This is a genomic window from Bradyrhizobium elkanii USDA 76, assembly GCF_023278185.1.
Classification (GTDB): Bacteria; Pseudomonadota; Alphaproteobacteria; order Rhizobiales; family Xanthobacteraceae; genus Bradyrhizobium; species Bradyrhizobium elkanii.
In genome coordinates this window covers 1,997,011-2,014,951 of the sequence record NZ_CP066356.1, presented here as the reverse complement: position 1 = coordinate 2,014,951, position 17,941 = coordinate 1,997,011, and the positions used below count along the sequence as shown (strand labels likewise).

Genomic DNA, 17,941 nt, shown 5'->3' with positions numbered 1-17,941 from the left:
CCATGCGCCGGTCGCGGAAACGACGGCGGAGATGAATGATGGGTCGTGATCCTCGCTATTCCGCCGCGGCGGGCTGCGGCGGCCGCCAGACAGCCGGCGCATAGAGCTCGGCGGTGAAATCCTCCGCGATCTCTCCGTTGATGCGCGCCTCGTGAGATGCGAGGTCGGCCAGGAACAGATCGCGGCTGATCCTGGCCGTGATCCCCGGAATGTCGCGCTTGAAGCTTGGAACGTCGCCGATCGGCAAGCCGAAGCTGACAAATGCTGCAGGGTTGAAGACGTGAATGTCCTTCAGATACGGCGCGCGGCCCGGAACTTTCTCCAGATACTCGTGCCCGGACCCGAGATAGGGATAGGCTGCCAAGCTATCGTCCTTTTCGCCGTCAGGCGGCACGAAGCGATCTCGCCACAGCAGGATTTCGTCGGCGAAATCGCCGAGCTCTGACTGCGCGCCCAAATCGACGGAATACCCGGTCCCCGCAATCGCGAAATCGAACGCGATCTCGCCCTGCGGAGTGATGGCGACCGGCCGTACCCCTTTCAATTGTGCCGAGGTCCACGGCGCGCCCAGATGCAGATGAAAATTGGGAAAGGCGACCGCGCGCGAGATCGCATCCGGCGGCGGGGTCGATCCAGCCTGCCTGAATCGGCTCGCCTGATGCCAGCGCACCGCGTCGGGCAGGCTGCCATAATTGTCATAGGCTCCCGGGTAGCCGCGGATCCGAATGACCGGCAACGCGGCCAAGCTCTCCCGGCGCGCAAACAGATGAACGTCGCGCGCTCCGGCCTCAAGGGCCGCGGCCGCCGCATCGAACGCCGACGCAGCACTCCCGAGCACCGCAACGGAGAGACCACGCAGCGTCCTGAAATCGATCTTCTCCGAAGTATGCGCATGGAATCGCTTCGGCAGGGCCCGCAGCACGTCAGGGACATAAGCGCCCCCGCTACCCGCAAAACCGGTTGCGAGCACCAGCTTGCGCGTGGTCTCGATGGTCGTGACCCCGCTCCGCTCCAGATGTACCCGCAGATGATCGGCTGCAGGCTCGATGCGGAGCAGCCGCGTACCGTAACGAATGCCGACGCCAGTCACGCGGCGATACCAGTCGAGATAGGTCGCCCAGTCGAGCCGCGGAATCCGATCGAGCGCGTCAAAGGCCGCCGTGCCATGGCGCGCTTCATACCATGCCTGGAAACCGAGACCGGGCAGACCGAGTTCCGGACCTGGAAGCGTCTTCGGGGTGCGAAGCTTGTGCATTCGCGCGCTCGTGAGCCACACGCCGGCCTTGCTGGCGTCGGCGGCGGCATCGATCACCGAAACCTCGCCGATCCCGGCGCGCCGAAACGCAAACGCGAAGGCCGCGCCGGACTGGCCACCGCCGACCACGACGACGTTGTGATCGATCCCGTCGCGATCAGGCACCCAGTTCTGCGGGTCGGCCCCGATCAGCCGGAGGGCCTCGCGGGCGACGCTGTCAGGATCGGATTGCGGCATGAATGACCACCTCGCTTTGACGTTGCAAATCGTAAAAGCGATCGACATTCAGTCAATGAAACGAAACCAGCTTTGTTTTCGATAGCAGGCAATGTTCGCGTCGTGGACAACGCGGGCATTGAAATATTTGCGATGATCGCCGCCTGACCGATCATCTCATGTGCATCGCGACGAGTGGGATCGGTGCGATCGATTGGGAAAACTTCCCAAATCAGGCCTCGCCCGGATCGACGCGATCGCACTCATCTCCGGTGAACGACGAACTCGTCACGTTCATGCTCGCTTGCCGTGCAACAACGCAAATTCATTTCATCGCCGTCGACATAGAGTCTGCCGTAACGCACGCGCCTGCCGTCGACGCGCGCCGAGCAACGATGGGTCTCTCGAAATGCCGCGAACTGCTGGCGACATCAGCCTTGAACACGATACTCCGGAGCTCGCCCGCTCCTATGATGAAGCAGGACTTGTTCAATTTCGCCACGGCAAGTTCCTGATCGGGCCGCTCGCCATCAAGTCCGGCGAGCACGTGCTCGACATCGGGACGGGAACCGGCCGGCTTGCGGAATTCGTGGCCGGGCTGGTCGGCCCGGACGGCCGCGTGATCGGTATCGACCCACTTGCCGGCCGCATCGAAATTGCGCGCCTTCGACAGGGGGATAACCTCCAGTTCGCCACCGGGCGCGCCGAAGATCTGTTGCGCTTCGACGACGCGCAGTTCGACGCGGTCTATCTCAACAGCGTCTTCCATTGGATCTCCGACAAGGATCGCGCGCTGCGGGAGATCCGGCGCGTGCTCAAGCCCGGCGGCCGCCTCGGATTGAATGTGCAGGATCCGTCCAGGCCGCACCAGTCGCGCCTGCTGCTTCGTCGCGCCATCGTCGAGGCGGGTCTCGCCGGCGATCGCCAGGACTCCAACCCGGTACTCGGATCGACCGACGAGGAGCTCAAATCGCTGTTCGCGGCACACGGCTTCGTCGGCTACCGCAGCGAGCTGCGCGCGCTGATCGATATCCACGACGATGCCGCATCGCTGCTGCAATGGTCGGAGGCGAGCGCATTCGGCAATTTCCTCGAAGCGTTCACCCCTCATGAGCGCGACCTGGTGCGACGCACCTTCGCGCGCCTTGTCGAAGAAAAACGTGTGCCCGAAGGTTTGAAGCTGGAGCGGTACCTGCGCTTCGCATTTGCGGACAAGGCGCCGTCCCACCAATAACGATCAGCAGAACTCACGAGATCCGAGATGAGCAAACGGCAGCTTTCCCTCAACCTCTTTATCTATCCCGGCGGCCATCACGAGGCGGCATGGCGCTACAACGGCTCTGCGGCAGATCGCATCCTTGACGTTACCTACTATCAGGAGCTGGCGCAGCGCGCCGAGGCCCAGAAGTTCGACGCGATCTTTTTCGCCGACGGCCCCGCGCTCGCCGACAATGTTCGCTACGCACAACGCTTCCGGTTCGAGCCGATCACCTGGCTGGCCGCAATCGCCGTCGCCACGAAACGGATCGGCCTGATCGCGACCGCGTCGACGACCTATACCGAGCCCTACAACCTGGCCCGCCTGTTCGCATCGCTCGATCACCTCAGCGGCGGCCGGGCGGGCTGGAACATCGTCACGACCAGCACGGCGCAGGCGGCGCAGAACTTTGGCTTGCCCGAGCATCCGCCTCACCACGAACGCTACGAGCGGGCGCGGGAATACCTCGATGTCATCACGCGGCTGTGGGACAGCTGGGAAGACGACGCGGTGGTGAACGATCCCGCATCCGGCATTTTCGCCGATACGGGAAAGATCCATCCGATCGATCATGTCGGAAAGCACTTTCGGGTGCGCGGCCCGCTCAACATCTCGCGGACGCCGCAGGGACGGCCGGTCTATGTCCAGGCGGGCTCGTCCGATGACGGACGCGCCTTTGCCGCGCGCTTTGCCGAAGCGATCTTCACCGCGCATCAGACGCTGGCGAGCGCCCAGGAGTTTTACGCAGACATCAAGCGGCAGGCACGCGGCTTCGATCGCAGCCCCGATCAGGTCAAGGTCCTGCCGGGCATCAGCCCGTTCATCGCCAGCACGCAGGCCGAAGCCGACCGGTTGCAGGACGAGTTCAACGAGTTGATCCAGCCGGAATACTCGTTGACCCAGCTTCGCCAGATGATCGGGCTCGACCTCTCCGGCTTCGACCTCGACGGTCCCTTCCCGCGCCACCTGATCGACACCGGCAGCGCCCGCGGGGTCGCCAGCCGTTTCAAGCTCGTGGTCGACATCGTCGATCGCGAGCAACCGACTATCCGCCAGCTCGTGCAGCGTCTCGCCGGGGCGCGCGGCCACTGGGTGATCGCGGGCCCGCCGGAGAAAATCGCCGACAACATCCAGACCTGGTTCGAGAATGGCGCGGCCGACGGCTTCAACGTGATGCCGCCCTGGCTATCTGGCGGGTTCGATATCTTCGCCGAGCAGGTCGTGCCGATCCTGCGCAAGCGCGGCCTGTTCCGCGACGAGTACAGCGGCACGACGCTGCGCGACCATTACGGACTGAGCCGGCCGCAAAGCGTGTTTTCCGGATCGATCAAGGCGATCGCCTGATGTGCTCGAAACCGCCGACCTCGCGTCGGCCGGATCGCTGTTTGCTCACAGCCTAAGGATTTAAGAGTTAATGACCACTGCGCGCGTCCTGTTCCTTTCGACCCTGCTCATTCTCGGTGCTCTTACCGGCGCCGCGCTGCATGCGGAGACATCAGCCAAATCCGATCTGAAAGTCGGCTTCGTACCGGGCCCCTATATCGACGAATTCAAGGTTGGCGTCGCGCCGGAACTCGAGAAGAAGGGCTACAGTATCCGCTATGTCGAGTTCTCGACCGGGCTGGAAGCCAACAACGCGGTGTTCAAGGGCGAGATTGACGCCAATGTCATGCAGCACACGATCTTCCTGAACTCGTACAACGAGCGGCAGCAGACCGACCTCGTCGGCATCGTCCACGTCCCGACGCCCCCGATGGGGCTTTACTCGAAGAAGCACCCGGTCGGCTCCCCGATCAAGCCCGGCTCGACCGTGGCCGTGCCCAATGATCCCGTCAATCTGCAGCGCGCGCTCTGGATCCTGCGCGATCTTGGCCTCGTCGAGATTCGCGACTCCAAGCCGGTCGATGTCAGCGAACTCGACGTGATCAAGAACCCCGGTGGCATCAAGATCGTGCCGCTGGAAGCAGCACAGGCGCCGCGCGCGCTCGACGACGTTGATTTCGCCGCCATCCAGGGCAACTTCGCGATCTACAGCGGCCTGAAGCTGACCAACGCATTCGCCCTGGAGAAGATGACGACGCCCTATATCAATGTGGTCGCGGTGAAGCAGGCCAATGCGGGCTCGCCGTGGGCGCAAGACATCGTCGCCGGCTACAAATCACAGACGTTCAAGACCGCGATCCTGTCCGACCGGTTCTATGACGGGTTTACCCTGCCGGATTACCTGAAGCGCTAGACCCAGCCACCATCGACGATATGGCTCTGGTTGGTGCAGGCGCCGCTGTCATCGGCGGCGAAGAACAGCACGACGCGGGCGATGTCATCAGGCAGGAGTTTGCGCTTGAGGCATTGGCGCTGCATCAGCTCGGCCACGCCTTCAGGCGTCAACCACAGATCCTGCTGCCGCCGGGTCATGATCCATCCGGGCAGGATGGAATTGACCCGTATGTTGTGCGGCCCGAGATCGCGGGCCAGCGCCCGGGTGAGGCCCTGAACGGCTGATTTGGCCGTCGTGTAGCACGGCATGTTGCCCTGGCCGATCACCCAGCTCACCGAGCCGATGTTGACGATCGAACCGCCGCCTGCCTGCTTCATGTCCGGCGCGACCGCCTGGGCGCTGAAGAACTGGTGCTTCAGGTTGACGGCGATCCGCTCGTCCCAGAATTCCGGTGTGACGTCCTCGATCGCGTGACGGTCGTCGCGGGCCGCATTGTTGACCAGGATGGTGACCGGCCCGAGCGTCTCGCGGATGCCGGCGACTGCGCGCCGCAGCGCGCCGATGTCGCGCAGATCGGCATGTTCGAAGTGCACGCGGGCTTGTGCCCCGAGATCGGACAGTAGCTGCTCCGAGGCCGTCAGGTCGATATCGATGAAGCCGACCCGCGCGCCCTGGCCGATGAACTGGCGGACGATCGCCTCGCCGATGCCGGAACCGCCACCGGTGACCAGTACGGTCCGGTCCTTGAGACTTGGATAGATGGCGCCCTGCATTGGCATCCTCTCGATTTTGGCGCCTGAAGGCGTCGGTTGCGTTGCTGCGACTCAAGCAAAAGGGCCACAGATCCCGAGGTTCACTCGGTCGTCTCCATGAGGCTGCGGTCCACGACCCGCAGCGTCCGCCGCACCATGCCGTCGACGATGGTCGCCGACTCGCTTGGACGCACATATATCGCCGTGGACTTGAGCAGCCACGGCAGCACCGCCTGGTCGAGCCGCTCCTCATAGGCACTGCGCATCATGTCAAATGCCTGCAGGCCGGGACCTGCGAGGATGACATGATGCGGGCGCAGCACCGATATCGTCGTGGCGACCGCCTCGGCAAGCGCGTGGCCCGCCTGCTGGAACAAGTGCTCGAGACGGGAATCGCCGCTCCGTGCCCGATCGTGCAACAGAGCCATCTGCGCCTCGGACGGTTGCTGCGACGCCGCCGGCGGCAGGTCGAGAAAGGTGCGGGCATCGCGGTAAAGCGCATAGTCCGCAAGGTGGGCCTCGATGCAGCCGCGCTGACCGCAGCGGCATTGCGGGCCGTTCAGCCCCAACTTGACATGACCGATCTCGCTGCCCGCGCCGGCACCCCAGCGCGCTTCACCGTCGACAATGATGCCCATGCCGACGCCGTGGCCCACCATGATCGTGGCCGTGAGGCCCTGCGCCAGTGCCGGTTCGGCGGCTGCGAGGGACAGCGCGACCGCGACCGCGTCGTTCGCCATCACGACCTCGACACCGAACGCCTGGCGGATCGGCTTGGCAAGATCGACGTCGGTGATCGACAACGCCGGGCTCCACAGATGCCGGCCGGTGTCGCCGTCGACGATGCCCTGCAGCGCTATCCCGATTCCGAGCAACCGATGTCGCGGCGTGACGGTCGCCTCAAGCATGGTGTCGATCTGTGCGATCACGAGATCGCATAATGCGCCTGCATCGAGTGCGCGCGTCGCGAGTTCAAGTCGCGATTGCGCCAGGGCGGAGCCGCTGAAATCGGCGATCAGTGTCTCGACCAGATTCATACGCAGCGAGACTGCGATGATGCGGCCAAACTCGGGATTCAGGGTCAGCAGGACTGCCGGCCGGCCGCGGCGACGGCCGCCATCCGCATCCTCTTCGTCCGCATCGTCGGACCACGGCGTCGCCGTATCTGTCTCGGCTTCGCACAGCAGGTCTTCCGCCATCAGCTTCGACGTGATGGCCGAAATGGCCGGGAAGCTCAGGCCCGTGCTGCGTGCGAGTTCGACCCGCGGCAACGGCCCCTGGCGTCGCAAGACCTCGACGAGACGGCCGGGGTTCGATCCGCGGGCCAGGCTCGAAGCACGTCTCAACGGCTCGGACTGTTCGTTCATATTGGCTTTTTTAATTCTCTTAATGAAGTTATTCAACGCGAGCTACTCAGATATGGGCCAAAAAGCGCTGATAGAGGCTGAAATATATCACCTTCATACTATTACCGCTTGAACGCGCACGCATAAACATCCTTGACTGGACAATTTGTCGCGCTAATTTATTAGTTACGTGAATAAAATAAGGCGTGAAAAGCGCCGGACGTGAAATCCCCTCACCGGGGGCGTCGACAGGGAGGTGCATATGAAGGTCTCAACGAGAGAATTGATCGTGCCGCTCTTGGCGGGCGCTGCCGCGCTCGCGATGGCGACGGGGGTAGCACAGGCACAGCAGAAAAAGACCATCGCGCTGGTGACCAATGTCGCGGCCGACTTCTGGACCATCGCGGGCCGTGGGCTTAAGAAGGCGCAGAAGGAGCACCCGGACTACAATATCGAATTGATCGTCACCAATGAAGGGACGGCGGCCGGCCAGCGGCGCGAACTGGATGACCTGCTGGTGCGCGGCGTCGCCGGTATCTCGATCTCGGTCGACGATGCACCGCACGCAACCGAAGAACTCAACAAGGTTGCGGCCAAGACCGTGCTGATCACCACGGACAGCGACGCGCCGCAGAGCAATCGCCTCGCCTATATCGGCACCGACAACGTCGCGGCAGGGCGGCAGGCCGGCGAAGAGATCAAGAAGGCGCTGCCGAACGGCGGCAAGATCGCCCTGTTCGTCGGAACGATGGACGCCGACAACGCCCGCGAGCGGGTGCAGGGCATCAAGGAAGCGATCGCCGGCACCAAGGTCGAGCTGGTCGACGTGTTCACCGATCAGGTGGACTTCGCCAAGGCCAAGGCGAACATGGAGAACGTGCTCGTCAAATATCCCGACATCGCGCTGCTGTCCGGCCTGTGGAGCTACGAGACGCCGCTGATCTATGACGCGGTGAAGGCCGCAGGCAAGGCCGGCAAGGTGAAGATCGTCGGCTTCGACGAGGATCAGCGGACGCTGCGCGGCATTTCCGACGGGACGATCGAGTCCACGGTCGTGCAGCAGCCCTACGAGTTCGGCTATCTCTCCGCCAGCAACATCATCAAGACGCTGAACGGCGACAAGTCCTGGATTCCGAAGGACAGCAAGCTGATCGTGCCGACCAAGGTGATCAGCAAAACCAACGTCGCGGAGTTCGCCGCACATCTGAAGGAACTGCTGAAGAAGTAACGTCAGTCGGCTTCAACGCCCGGCCACCACAAGCCGCCGGGCGTTGTGCAGGAGGACATGCCGAATGGCGGAAACGCTGCTGGAGCTCCGCGGAATCAGCAAGACCTATCCCGGCGTCAGGGCGCTCGACGACGTCAATTTGCGCGTCAATCGCGGCGAGGTCCTGGGCCTGATCGGCGAAAACGGCGCCGGCAAATCGACGCTGATGCGCGTGCTGGCCGGCGTGATCGCGCCGAGCACCGGCGTGATCCGCATCGGCAGCACCGAGCACGCCCGGATGACGGTGACCGAGGCGACGCGATGCGGCATCGCCTTCGTGCACCAGGAGCTGAACCTGTTCGAGAATCTCGACGTCGCCGCCAACGTCTTCATCGGGCGCGAGAAGCTGGCCGGCGGCCCGCTGAAGCTGGTGGACAATGCGCAGATGCATGCCCGCGTGATGCCGCTGCTGGAACGTCTGGGCGCCGATTTCACGCCGGGCACGCTGGTCGAGAATTTGTCGATCGCGGAGCGCCAGATGGTGGAGATCGCCAAGGCGCTCTCGATCGACGCCCGCGTCATCATCATGGACGAACCGACCTCCAGCCTGACGATTTCGGAGACGGAGCGGCTGCTGGAGGTGATCGCCGACCTGAAGACGCACGGCATCTCGGTGATCTACATCTCTCACCGGCTCGGCGAGGTCATGAGCTGCGCCGATCGCGTCGTGGTGCTGCGCGACGGACGCACCGTGGGGGAGCTGGTGCGCGACGAGCTCAGCCATGCCGCCATGATCCGGCTGATGATCGGCCGCGATCTGAAGGCGCTGTATACGCCGCCGGCATGCGCGCCGCAGCCCGGCGGCTGCGACATCGCCGGCGTCGTGACCACTGCCTTTCCCGACCGGCAGATCAATCTGTCGGTGCGGCGCGGCGAGATCCTCGGCCTCGCCGGGCTCGTCGGCGCCGGCCGCACCTCGCTTGCTCGCGCGGTGTTCGGCGTCGATCAGTTGCTGGGCGGCGAGATCAGGATCGACAACGCCCCGGTCGGCATCGCCTCGCCGCGTGACGCGATCAGGCAAGGAATCTACCTGGTGCCGGAGGACCGCAAGAAATCCGGCCTGGTGCTGGAACTGCCGATCAGGGAGAACGTGACGCTCGCGAGCCTGCTGGATCATGCGCGGATGTGGCTGGTCAACGGCGCGGCCGAGCGCAGAATCGCCAAAGACCAGACCAGGCGGCTGTCGATCAAGGCGCCCAACATCGACATCGAGGCCGTGACGCTCTCCGGCGGCAACCAGCAAAAGGTGGTGCTGGGCAAGTGGCTCTCCATGCAGCCGCGCGTGATGTTCTTCGACGAGCCGACCCGCGGCATCGATGTCGGCGCCAAGAGCGAGATCTACGCGCTGATGCGCAGCCTCGCCGACCAGGGCGTCGCGATCGTGATGATCTCCTCGGACATGGAGGAAGTGATCGGCGTCTCCGACCGGGTGGCGGTGATGCATGAGGGCAGTGTCAGCGGCGTGCTCGAGCGCGACCAGTTCAGCGAATACAACGTGTTGAGACTGGCGGTCGGCCAAGCGCTCGAAACCATGGAGGCCGCTGCGCCATGATGAAGAAGGAACTCGGCCTGTTTTTGCTGCTGGCGGTGATCTCCGCCATCACGGGTGCGATCAATCCGGCCTTCCTGTCGTTCGTGAATCTGCTGAACATGGCCAATCTGATCGGCCTGTTCGGTGTGTTCGCGCTGGGTGAAGGCCTCGTCATCATCACCGGAGGAATTGATCTTTCGCTCGGGTCGATGTTCGCGCTGCTTGGCGTCATCTTCATCGACTTGCTGACGACGTATCACGTGCCCTGGCCTTTGGCGCTGCTGCTGGTCCTGATGGGCGGGCTTGCGCTGGGCGGCATCCAGGGCTTCCTGATCACGCGGCTGAAGATGCAGCCCTTCATCGTGACGCTGTGCGGGCTGCTGATCTATCGCGGCGCCGCGCGCTACTACACCAGCGATTCGACGCGCGGCTTCGGCTACGGTGATGAGGCGAGCACGTTGAGCAGCATCGCCTCCGGGAATATTGCGGGCATCCCGAACACCTTCATCTTCCTGATCATCCTTGCGCTGATCCTCGGCGTGCTGTTGCACCGCTCGGTCTACGGGCGCTGGCTTTATGCCGTGGGCAAGAACGAGGAAGCGGCGCGCTTCTCCGGCATCAAAACCAACCTCGTGATCGCGACCGCCTATGTCATCAGCGGCGGGCTCGCCGGCGTCTCGACCGTGATGTTCGTGTTCTACACCAACTCGGTCTCTCCGAGTTCCTTCGGCAACTTCTACGAACTCTATGCGATCGCGGCGGCCGTTCTCGGCGGCTGCAGCCTGCGCGGCGGCGAGGGCTCCATTCTCGGCATCGTGCTGGGGACGGCGTTGCTGCAGGTGCTGCAGAACCTTGTGAACATCCTCGGCATTCCCAATTCGCTGAACTTCGCGGTGATGGGGACCGTGATCCTGATCGGTGTGCTGGCGGATCAGCAATTGCAGGCCCGTCGACGGCGCAAGGCCGCGCTCGCAGGCCTCGCCCGCACTGCACCAAGATCGAAGGAAGGCACAATTCTGCAAGGCGCGGCTTCACATAGCGGGGCTGCGTTGCCGACGACGGGCGATCAGGCATGACAACTCGAAAAGGAAGAATCCGGACCGGGAATATGGTCGCGGCGGCTTGAGTAAAGGAACGAGGGGAAGGAGTTCGAGGCGCAAGATCGATCAAGCTCGCGGCGCTCGTATCCAATTTGGCGCAGCAAGCCTGCCCAGTGAGCCGCAGGTTGACCCTCGCGACCGTCTCGAAGGGCTTTGCGTGCGCACATTCTATCTCTGATTGATAGATCGATGAACTGAAACTATCGCGTTCCCCGCTGAAGGGCTTTGGGCGGGAACGTGGCACAAAAATAGACAAAGCCGGGGACGCTGGGAGTGCAGAAAATGTCACTTAGGTCTGTAAACACCGCGCGGGCGTGCGGCGTGGGGATCGCGTTGTTATCTCTGTTCAGCGGCGGCGGCGCGCATTCGGCCGATCTCATGACGAAGGCTCCGCCGGTGCCTTACACCGAGACCGATGATTTCTGGACAAGACCGTATCTGTTCGGCGATCTCGGCAGGACGAAATTGAAGGAACAGGGCATCTCTCTGGCCCTGACGCTGGGCGACGAAGCTGTCGGCAATTTGTCGGGCGGCAACAGGAACACCGCGACCCAAGCCGGACAGCTGTTCTTTCAAGCCAAGTTCGACATGGCGAAGCTTGCCGGCATCCAGGGCGGCACGGTAGGCCTCACGCTGGTCGACCGCTTCGGCCGCAACCTGAATGACGAGGCGGGAATTCCGGCTCTGCAACTGACCAACGAAGTGTTCGGCCGCGGCAGTATTCTCCGCCTGACAGAACTCTATTATTCGCAGAAGCTGTTCGATGACCACCTTGAACTCAAGGGCGGCCGTCTTCCGGTCGGGTCCGACTTCTTCTTTGGTCTCTGCGAGTTCGTCAACCTGACCTTCTGCGGCGGCCAGCCCGGCAACATTCAAGGCGGCTACATCTACAACTGGCCGGTGAGCCAATGGGCCGGTGTGGTGCACTACAACTTTGCCAAGGAATGGCAGCTCTCGGTCGGCGTCTACGACGCCAACCCGAACTACCTGACAACGTCGGACTCCGCGACTTACTTCTTGCCCGGTGTCCCTGGCTCGAGCCCGGCCTCAGGCGTGCTGGTGCCGGTCGAGGTGGTCTGGGCGCCGAGCGGTCCGTTGAACGGGACCTGGAGGTTCGGCGGCTGGTATGACAGCGCATCGACCATCGATGGCGGTCTGCCGGGGATCATTGCGATCTCGCCGGGCAGCGGCGGTGTCTCGGACCAGAATCTCGGAGATTCGCGCGGCCGCTATGGCGTCTATGAATCGATCCTGCAGCGGCTGACGGTTGAAGGGCCCAAGGCGCAGGGCTGGTACACCTTCCTCAATACGACCGTCGCCGACCACCGCACGTCGTACCAGGATTACCAGATCGCCTTCGGCTTCAGACACACCGGAACGTTCGCCTCGCGCCCGGAGGACGAAGTCGGCTTTGCGGTCGGCACGACCCATGTGAATACGGCTGCGCTCACGCCCAATGCCGGAGGAAACGAGGTTCCGATCGAAGCCTGGTACGGGTGGCAGGCGACGGGCTGGATGAATCTGAAATTCGACGCCCAGTATGTGCTGCATCCTGGCGGGCGCGGGTACAACGCCGCCGGCGTGAAGACCGACAACGCCTGGATTCTCGGTCTGCGCACGCTGGTGCACTTCTGAGCCGGAGATGGCCAGCATGCCTGAGCGAAGCCAGCCATGGTGACCCCTCACGACGCCGGGCTAGCAGTCCTGGAGGTGAAGGGCATCGGCAAGGAGTTCGGCGCCATTCGCGCGTTGCATGGCGTCGACCTGTCGCCCGGCGAAGTGGTCGGCAACGTTGCGGCTGAAATAAGCGCGCAGGCAGCCCGAGCGGAACGGCATGGAGCCGGGCCTGTGCTCGCGGCCGACCGACATCGGTTCCCGCCGGGCGGATCCCGGCGGCCATCATCAATGGCGCCGCCATCGCATTTGACGAGCGCTAGGGAACAATGTGCGTCCCGGTCTCGCCGGTCAGCGCGGCCATTGCGCAATTGAGATGGCTGATGATCGCGCGCTTTCCACCACCCTCGAGAAAGCGGATGGCGGCATCGACCTTGGGCCCCATGCTTCCCGGCGGAAAATGGCCCTCGCGGTGATACGCCTTGATCTGCGCCAGGCTGACCTGATCCAGCTCCCGCTTGTCGGGCTTGCCGAAATTGATCGCGACGCGGGGCACCGCGGTCAGGATCAGCAGTTCCTCGATGCCAAGCACGTTGGCGATATGGGCCGAGGTCAGGTCCTTGTCGATCACTGCCGGCACGCCGGTGCGCACGCCCCGTTCGTCGCGGATCACGGGCATACCGCCGCCGCCGCCTGCGATGACGATGGTGCCGCGTTTGACCAATGCGTCGACCAGAGAAATGTCGCAGACATGTTTCGGTTTCGGAGACGGCACGACATGGCGCCAGCCACGTCCGGAGTCCTCGCGCATTTTCCAGTTCAACTCGGCGCTGATGCGCTGGGCTTCCTGCTCGGTGAAAAACGGTCCGACGAACTTGGTCGGATTGGCGAAGGCGGGATCGTTGGCGTCGACCTCGACCTGGGTCAGCAGGCTGGCGACGTGCCGGCCGTTGCCATGCGCGCGCAAGACGTTCTCGATCGCCTGCATCAGAAGATAGCCGATGCCGCCCTGGCTGTGCGCGACGCAGATGTCCATTGACATCGGCGGAATCCGGCTCATCGTCAGCATCTGGCGCATCATGATCTTGCCCACCACCGGTCCGTTGCCGTGGGTGATCACCAGCTCGTTGTCGAGCTCGGCCAGCGGCAGCAGCGCCTCGGCCGTTTGCTGGGCGACGGCCTTCTGCTCGTCCGAGGTACCGCTGATGTCTTCGGGGTGGACGGCATTGCCGCCGATCGCGATCACGAGACGGCGCGGGACCTCATTGAGTGTTCGCATAGCACGGCATCCTGACGTCGTTGACGGAAAGAGCGAGAGCGAGATCACAGGCCTGGGCATTCGACGGCGCCACCACGATGCCGGCGTCTTCGAGCAGCCTGATCTGCGCCGAACGCACCTGGCGATCGAGTTCGGTCCCGGTCACCGACGCAACCAGAACCGGCGCGTCATCCGCGCGGCCCGCCATGACAGCCGCAAGATGCGCTGCCGGGTTGTCGTGTGCGCCGTATCCGATCACGAGATCGAGCAGGATGACGGCAACCGCCGGATCGGCGAGCGCCGCCCGCAACGCATCGTCGCGCACCGAGGGATCGATCATCGGATGCGGCCGGCCTTGGGTATATTCGTCGGCGCCGAGGTCGACGATGCGGTCCCTCCCCTGCGCCTCCGGCTCCCCGAAATGCGGGACGCCGGGAATGGCGGCATTCGATGCCACCTTGCGGCCGCCCGCGGCAAGGATCACCTGCGCCTCGGCACAGAGCGTGCCGCCGGCGAACAGCCCCTCGATGCGCTGCGCCGCCTTGCGTCGCTGCGGCAAACGCGCAGCGACGGCGGCAGCGTCGAACTTGCCGCCAATGCTCCGGCCGTTGCCGAGGGTTTTCTCGGCCGCTTCCCTCAACGTACCGGCAAAGCGTGCATTTGGCGGCAGATCCGCCGAGGCGGCGCCGATGAAGCACACTGTGTAGGGCTTCGAGCTGCTTCCGATCCGGCCGAGCACGGCCCGGGCGACGTCCGGGTGCGGCGGCTTGGAGATGAGCACGACGCGATCGGTCTCGGGATCGGCATCAAGGGCGTCGATCGCCATCAATGTCGTGATGCCGCCGATCTCCTTCTTCAAATCCCGTCCGCCCACGCCGATGGCGTGGGAAATGCCTTCGCCCGCCTCGGACAGCAGGCACGACACCTCCTGCGTCCCGGTCCCGGATGCGCCGATGATCCCGATCCTGCCGCGCTTCAGCCGGTTGGCGAAGGCGAGCGGCGCGCCGCCGATGACCGCCGTGCCGCAGTCCGGTCCCATCATCAAGAGGCCCGCTTCGCGCGCCTGCTGCTTCAGCGACAATTCATCCGCGATCGAGACATTGTCGCTGAACATCAGGACATGAAGTCCGCGGTTCAGCGCCTTGCGCGCTTCCGCCGCGGCGAACTCGCCGGGAACGGAGATCAGGGCGAGGCTGGCGGCGGGCGCCGCCTTGACGGCCGCGGCAATGCTGCGCGGCCGCCACGCCGCTTCGCCGCTGCTGCTCGTCTTGGGGCGGTCGAGCGCCTTTTGCGCTTCGGCAAGCGCGGCGCGTGCCGCCGCTTCGCTCTCGGCCTTGATCGCGAGGATCAGATCATTGCCCTGCGCGATCACCTCGCCATCGAGCAATCCGGCGTTGCGCAAGATCGCCTGGTTGGACGGCGTGCCCATCATCAGCGCGGCTTCGACGACGCCCGCCGCCGACGCGACCTCGCGCGACAACCGCATCAACGCCACCGAGTCGAGATAGAAGCCCTTGCGAATTTCGTTCAGGACATACGCGCTCATGACACCCCCAGATCTTCCGCAATGGCGAGGACGGCCTGCCGGAAGCAGGCCATCGGCGCCCGCACCACGCCGGCGCCGACCTGGCCGATGCCGGGCTCGCGATGCGCGATGCCGGTGTTGATGACCGGTGCGAGGCCGGTCTCCACCACCAGGCGAACGTCGATGCCGGTCGGCACGCCGGCAAAATCGAGCGCGGGAATCGTCCATTCCGGATTCTGCCCGACAGTGATTTCGCTCATTGCCCGCGTGAAATTGCCCGCCGACGACGGTGCGCCAGCGCCGATGAAGCCGGCAACCGCTGGAGCTGCCGCCATCGCGAAGCCACCAAGCCCGACTGTCTCGACGATCGCGGAGTCACCCATGTCGGGATTGGCATCCTTGCGCGAATAGCCCGGGAAATAGAGCCCTTCCGGCATCTCCACCGGCGCCGTGAACCAGCGATCGCCCAATCCGCTGACGCGGACCCCGAAATCGGTTCCATTGCGGCACATCGCGGTTACCACCGTCGAACCGCGAATGCCCTTGGCGGGATCGGTCAGCGCCTTGCCCATCGCCATCGCGATGTTGAGAAAGAACTGGTCGTTCTGCGCGATGAAGCCAATGCAGCTTGCGAGAACTTCGTTGTCGTTCGAGGTGCGCGCCAGCGCCGACCCGATCTCGCGCAGGAACACGCTGGAGCAGGCCAGGTTGCGCTGGTGCATTTCATCGCCCATCGAGAGTCCGCGCGCGATGATCGCCTTCAGGTCGATCCCGCCATGCGCGCGGATCGCCCTGGCGAGCACCGGCCCGAATACGTCACGCAGCCAGGCGAGGCGGGCCAGCACGCTATCGTCGTTGCCGCCGAAGCGCATGACCTTGCCGAGGCCCTCGTTGATGGCGCAGTAGGCGCGGTTGCCGTATTTGGCGTTTTCGACGACGAACACCGGCATGGAGACCGTGGTCATGCCGGTCATCGGACCGACCGCGCCGAAATGATGGTTGGGGTGGAATGCGACGCCGCCGCCGGCCGCGAGTTCGAAGGCGGCTTCAAGATCCGGAGCCCAGCCTTCGAACACGATGGCGCCGGCTACCGCGCCACGCATCGGACCGCACATTCGGTCCCAGGTGATCGGCGGCCCGGCATGAAGGATCATGCGTTCCTTCAACCGTTCCAGCACGTCGCGCGCCGGAACGATATCGATCAGCCGGGGCTCACCCTCGAGGATGCGTGCCAGCGCCTGCTTGTTGGCGTCTTCGATCAGCTTCATGGCCGCCCTCTCACGTACCGAGCTTGGCGAGCAGTGCCGCCATTTCGGGATCGCCGTCGGCAGGCGGCGTCCAATCGACCTGCACGACCTCGATATCGCAATCCCGCAAGTCCTTCACAAAGCCTGCCAGCCCGACATTCACCACGCTCGGCTTGCTCATCAACAGACGCCCGCTCGGCGTATCTTCCTGCTTGGTCACCACTCGCGGCCTCCCGAGATCCGATGCATCGATCTTAGTAAGAAAGTTTTTACTTTGTCAAACACGCGCAACCTGTCGTCCGAATTCCCGCTGCGTCGCATGATCGTTTAGGCCCCTGCGATTGATCGCGTCGGCGGGCCGTTGCCGGCGAGGCCGGCATGATGCAGCGCGCTGTCGTTGAGCAGCCGGCACTCGATCGCGCGCAACACCATCAGCGCACCTGCAAACGCATCCAGTCCCGAGCTTTGCCCGATCCGCGACAGCGCCGCGACCGCGGACTTGATACGATCCACCCGTCCGCCAATCGTCGCGTCGATGGCCTCATGGAGCGCCGCCGCCGCGAAGCCGAGCACGGCGCTGTGCAGGTGGGCAGCACTGATCTCATTGGTCCGACCGAGATGCGCGCGACAGGTCTTCCACAGCGCATCGCGCGTCGCGAGACGGCCGAGGCCGGCGAGCGCGACCAGCGCACCGCCGATCAGGTCGTCGCCGGATGGCGTGAGCCCGGGACCAAGGCCGATCAATTCGACGATCTCCGGGTAGTCGCGCGGTACACATCGCTCTCCGCGAAGCCCGGCCTCGATCAATCGCCTAAGCGCGGCGAGCCCCGGCGCCGCGGCAGCGAGCACCCGAGACGGCCTTGCGGGAGGCTGCACGCCACCCGACGCGGCCAGCCCCTGCTCGACCGGCAAGCGAAGCCAGACCCGATCGACCATCGCAAGGCCTGCCCGCAAACTGTCGAGCGTCCATTCCGGCGACGGCGGCGGCGCCCATACGGAGGCCGTCTCGAAACCGGCAAACCGCATACCGTCGACGAGCAGCATCGTGTCGACGATCGCAACCTCTTGTCCGGGAACGAGCAGCCGCGGTTCGATCCCGGTGCACAGAAGATGCAGCGGGCCGGAGCCGAGGTCTTTGACACCGATGCAGATCCAGCAATCGTCGAGCACCGCATAAAGGCTGCGCTCGAACACCGCCGCAATGCGGCCGCGCCGTCCGCTGCGTAGCGCGCGGCGCGCCAGCACGCCGACCTCGATCACGGCACCGCCGTCGAATCGTTCAGACACGGGCGCGCCGGGCAGGTCGCGAAACGTATTGCCTGGCCGCATCACACCGATCTCCCGCTGCGCAACC

At 64.3% G+C, this 17,941-nt stretch carries 16 protein-coding genes; 7 read left to right on the top strand and 9 right to left on the bottom strand.

Going from position 1 to position 17,941, the window contains the following annotated elements; all coding sequences use genetic code 11:
• Window positions 1-55: 55 nt before the first annotated feature.
• Window positions 56-1,492: an FAD-dependent oxidoreductase gene (locus tag JEY66_RS09750; RefSeq protein WP_018273452.1), complete on the bottom strand. Its 1,437-nt coding sequence runs from the start codon at window positions 1,490-1,492 to the stop codon at window positions 56-58.
• A 160-nt stretch (window positions 1,493-1,652) separates the two neighbouring features.
• On the opposite strand from JEY66_RS09750, the gene JEY66_RS09745 reads away from it, so the two are divergent.
• From JEY66_RS09745 to JEY66_RS09735, 3 genes are all read left to right on the top strand, one after another.
• Window positions 1,653-2,705: a class I SAM-dependent methyltransferase gene (locus JEY66_RS09745; protein ID WP_244981031.1), complete on the top strand. Its 1,053-nt coding sequence runs from the start codon at window positions 1,653-1,655 to the stop codon at window positions 2,703-2,705.
• Between the two features lie 27 nt (window positions 2,706-2,732).
• Window positions 2,733-4,073, top strand: a complete 1,341-nt coding sequence (locus tag JEY66_RS09740) for an LLM class flavin-dependent oxidoreductase (RefSeq protein ID WP_016840160.1) — start codon at window positions 2,733-2,735, stop codon at window positions 4,071-4,073.
• Window positions 4,074-4,143: 70 nt separating this feature from the next.
• On the top strand, window positions 4,144-4,965 hold the full coding sequence (locus JEY66_RS09735) for a MetQ/NlpA family ABC transporter substrate-binding protein (protein ID WP_016840162.1): 822 nt from the start codon (window positions 4,144-4,146) through the stop codon (window positions 4,963-4,965).
• On the opposite strand, the gene JEY66_RS09730 is transcribed toward JEY66_RS09735, so the two are convergent.
• Together JEY66_RS09730 and JEY66_RS09725 are read right to left on the bottom strand one after the other, a co-directional pair.
• On the bottom strand, window positions 4,962-5,720 hold the full coding sequence (locus JEY66_RS09730) for an SDR family NAD(P)-dependent oxidoreductase (RefSeq protein ID WP_016840164.1): 759 nt from the start codon (window positions 5,718-5,720) through the stop codon (window positions 4,962-4,964). The genes JEY66_RS09735 and JEY66_RS09730 overlap by 4 nt on opposite strands.
• Before the next feature lie 80 nt (window positions 5,721-5,800).
• Window positions 5,801-7,066 carry an ROK family protein gene (locus JEY66_RS09725; protein ID WP_018273454.1) on the bottom strand — a complete coding sequence of 422 codons (1,266 nt, stop codon included), beginning with the start codon at window positions 7,064-7,066 and terminating at the stop codon, window positions 5,801-5,803.
• Between the two features lie 241 nt (window positions 7,067-7,307).
• On the opposite strand from JEY66_RS09725, the gene JEY66_RS09720 reads away from it, so the two are divergent.
• The 4 genes from JEY66_RS09720 (at window position 7,308) to JEY66_RS09705 (ending at window position 12,578) form a co-directional block, all read left to right on the top strand.
• Window positions 7,308-8,273, top strand: coding sequence for a sugar-binding protein (locus JEY66_RS09720; RefSeq protein WP_018273455.1), 966 nt, complete (start codon window positions 7,308-7,310; stop codon window positions 8,271-8,273).
• 64 nt (window positions 8,274-8,337) lie between these two features.
• On the top strand, window positions 8,338-9,864 hold the full coding sequence (locus JEY66_RS09715) for a sugar ABC transporter ATP-binding protein (RefSeq protein ID WP_018273456.1): 1,527 nt from the start codon (window positions 8,338-8,340) through the stop codon (window positions 9,862-9,864).
• A complete protein-coding gene (locus JEY66_RS09710; RefSeq protein WP_018273457.1) occupies window positions 9,861-10,919 on the top strand; it encodes an ABC transporter permease in 1,059 nt (352 codons plus the stop codon). The genes JEY66_RS09715 and JEY66_RS09710 overlap by 4 nt, the downstream gene beginning before the upstream one ends.
• 306 nt (window positions 10,920-11,225) lie before the next feature.
• Window positions 11,226-12,578: a carbohydrate porin gene (locus JEY66_RS09705; RefSeq protein WP_026193300.1), complete on the top strand. Its 1,353-nt coding sequence runs from the start codon at window positions 11,226-11,228 to the stop codon at window positions 12,576-12,578.
• Window positions 12,579-12,638: 60 nt separating this feature from the next.
• Here the strand turns inward: JEY66_RS09705 and JEY66_RS09700 are convergent, their stop codons facing one another.
• From JEY66_RS09700 to JEY66_RS09675, 6 genes are all read right to left on the bottom strand, one after another.
• Window positions 12,639-12,812: a hypothetical protein gene (locus JEY66_RS09700; protein WP_016840181.1), complete on the bottom strand. Its 174-nt coding sequence runs from the start codon at window positions 12,810-12,812 to the stop codon at window positions 12,639-12,641.
• A 64-nt stretch (window positions 12,813-12,876) separates the two neighbouring features.
• A complete protein-coding gene (gene arcC, locus JEY66_RS09695; RefSeq protein WP_016840183.1) occupies window positions 12,877-13,836 on the bottom strand; it encodes a carbamate kinase in 960 nt (319 codons plus the stop codon).
• Entirely contained in the window at window positions 13,820-15,361 is a 1,542-nt protein-coding gene (gene fdrA, locus JEY66_RS09690; RefSeq protein WP_018273459.1) for an acyl-CoA synthetase FdrA, read from the bottom strand. Before fdrA ends, arcC begins: the two co-directional genes overlap by 17 nt.
• Complete coding sequence (locus JEY66_RS09685) at window positions 15,358-16,608, bottom strand: YlbE family protein (protein WP_018273460.1); 1,251 nt, start codon at window positions 16,606-16,608, stop codon at window positions 15,358-15,360. The genes fdrA and JEY66_RS09685 overlap by 4 nt, the downstream gene beginning before the upstream one ends.
• Before the next feature lie 10 nt (window positions 16,609-16,618).
• A complete protein-coding gene (locus JEY66_RS09680; protein ID WP_125459098.1) occupies window positions 16,619-16,807 on the bottom strand; it encodes a hypothetical protein in 189 nt (62 codons plus the stop codon).
• 107 nt (window positions 16,808-16,914) lie between these two features.
• On the bottom strand, window positions 16,915-17,916 hold the full coding sequence (locus JEY66_RS09675) for an oxamate carbamoyltransferase subunit AllH family protein (protein ID WP_125459099.1): 1,002 nt from the start codon (window positions 17,914-17,916) through the stop codon (window positions 16,915-16,917).
• Window positions 17,917-17,941 lie beyond the last annotated feature (25 nt).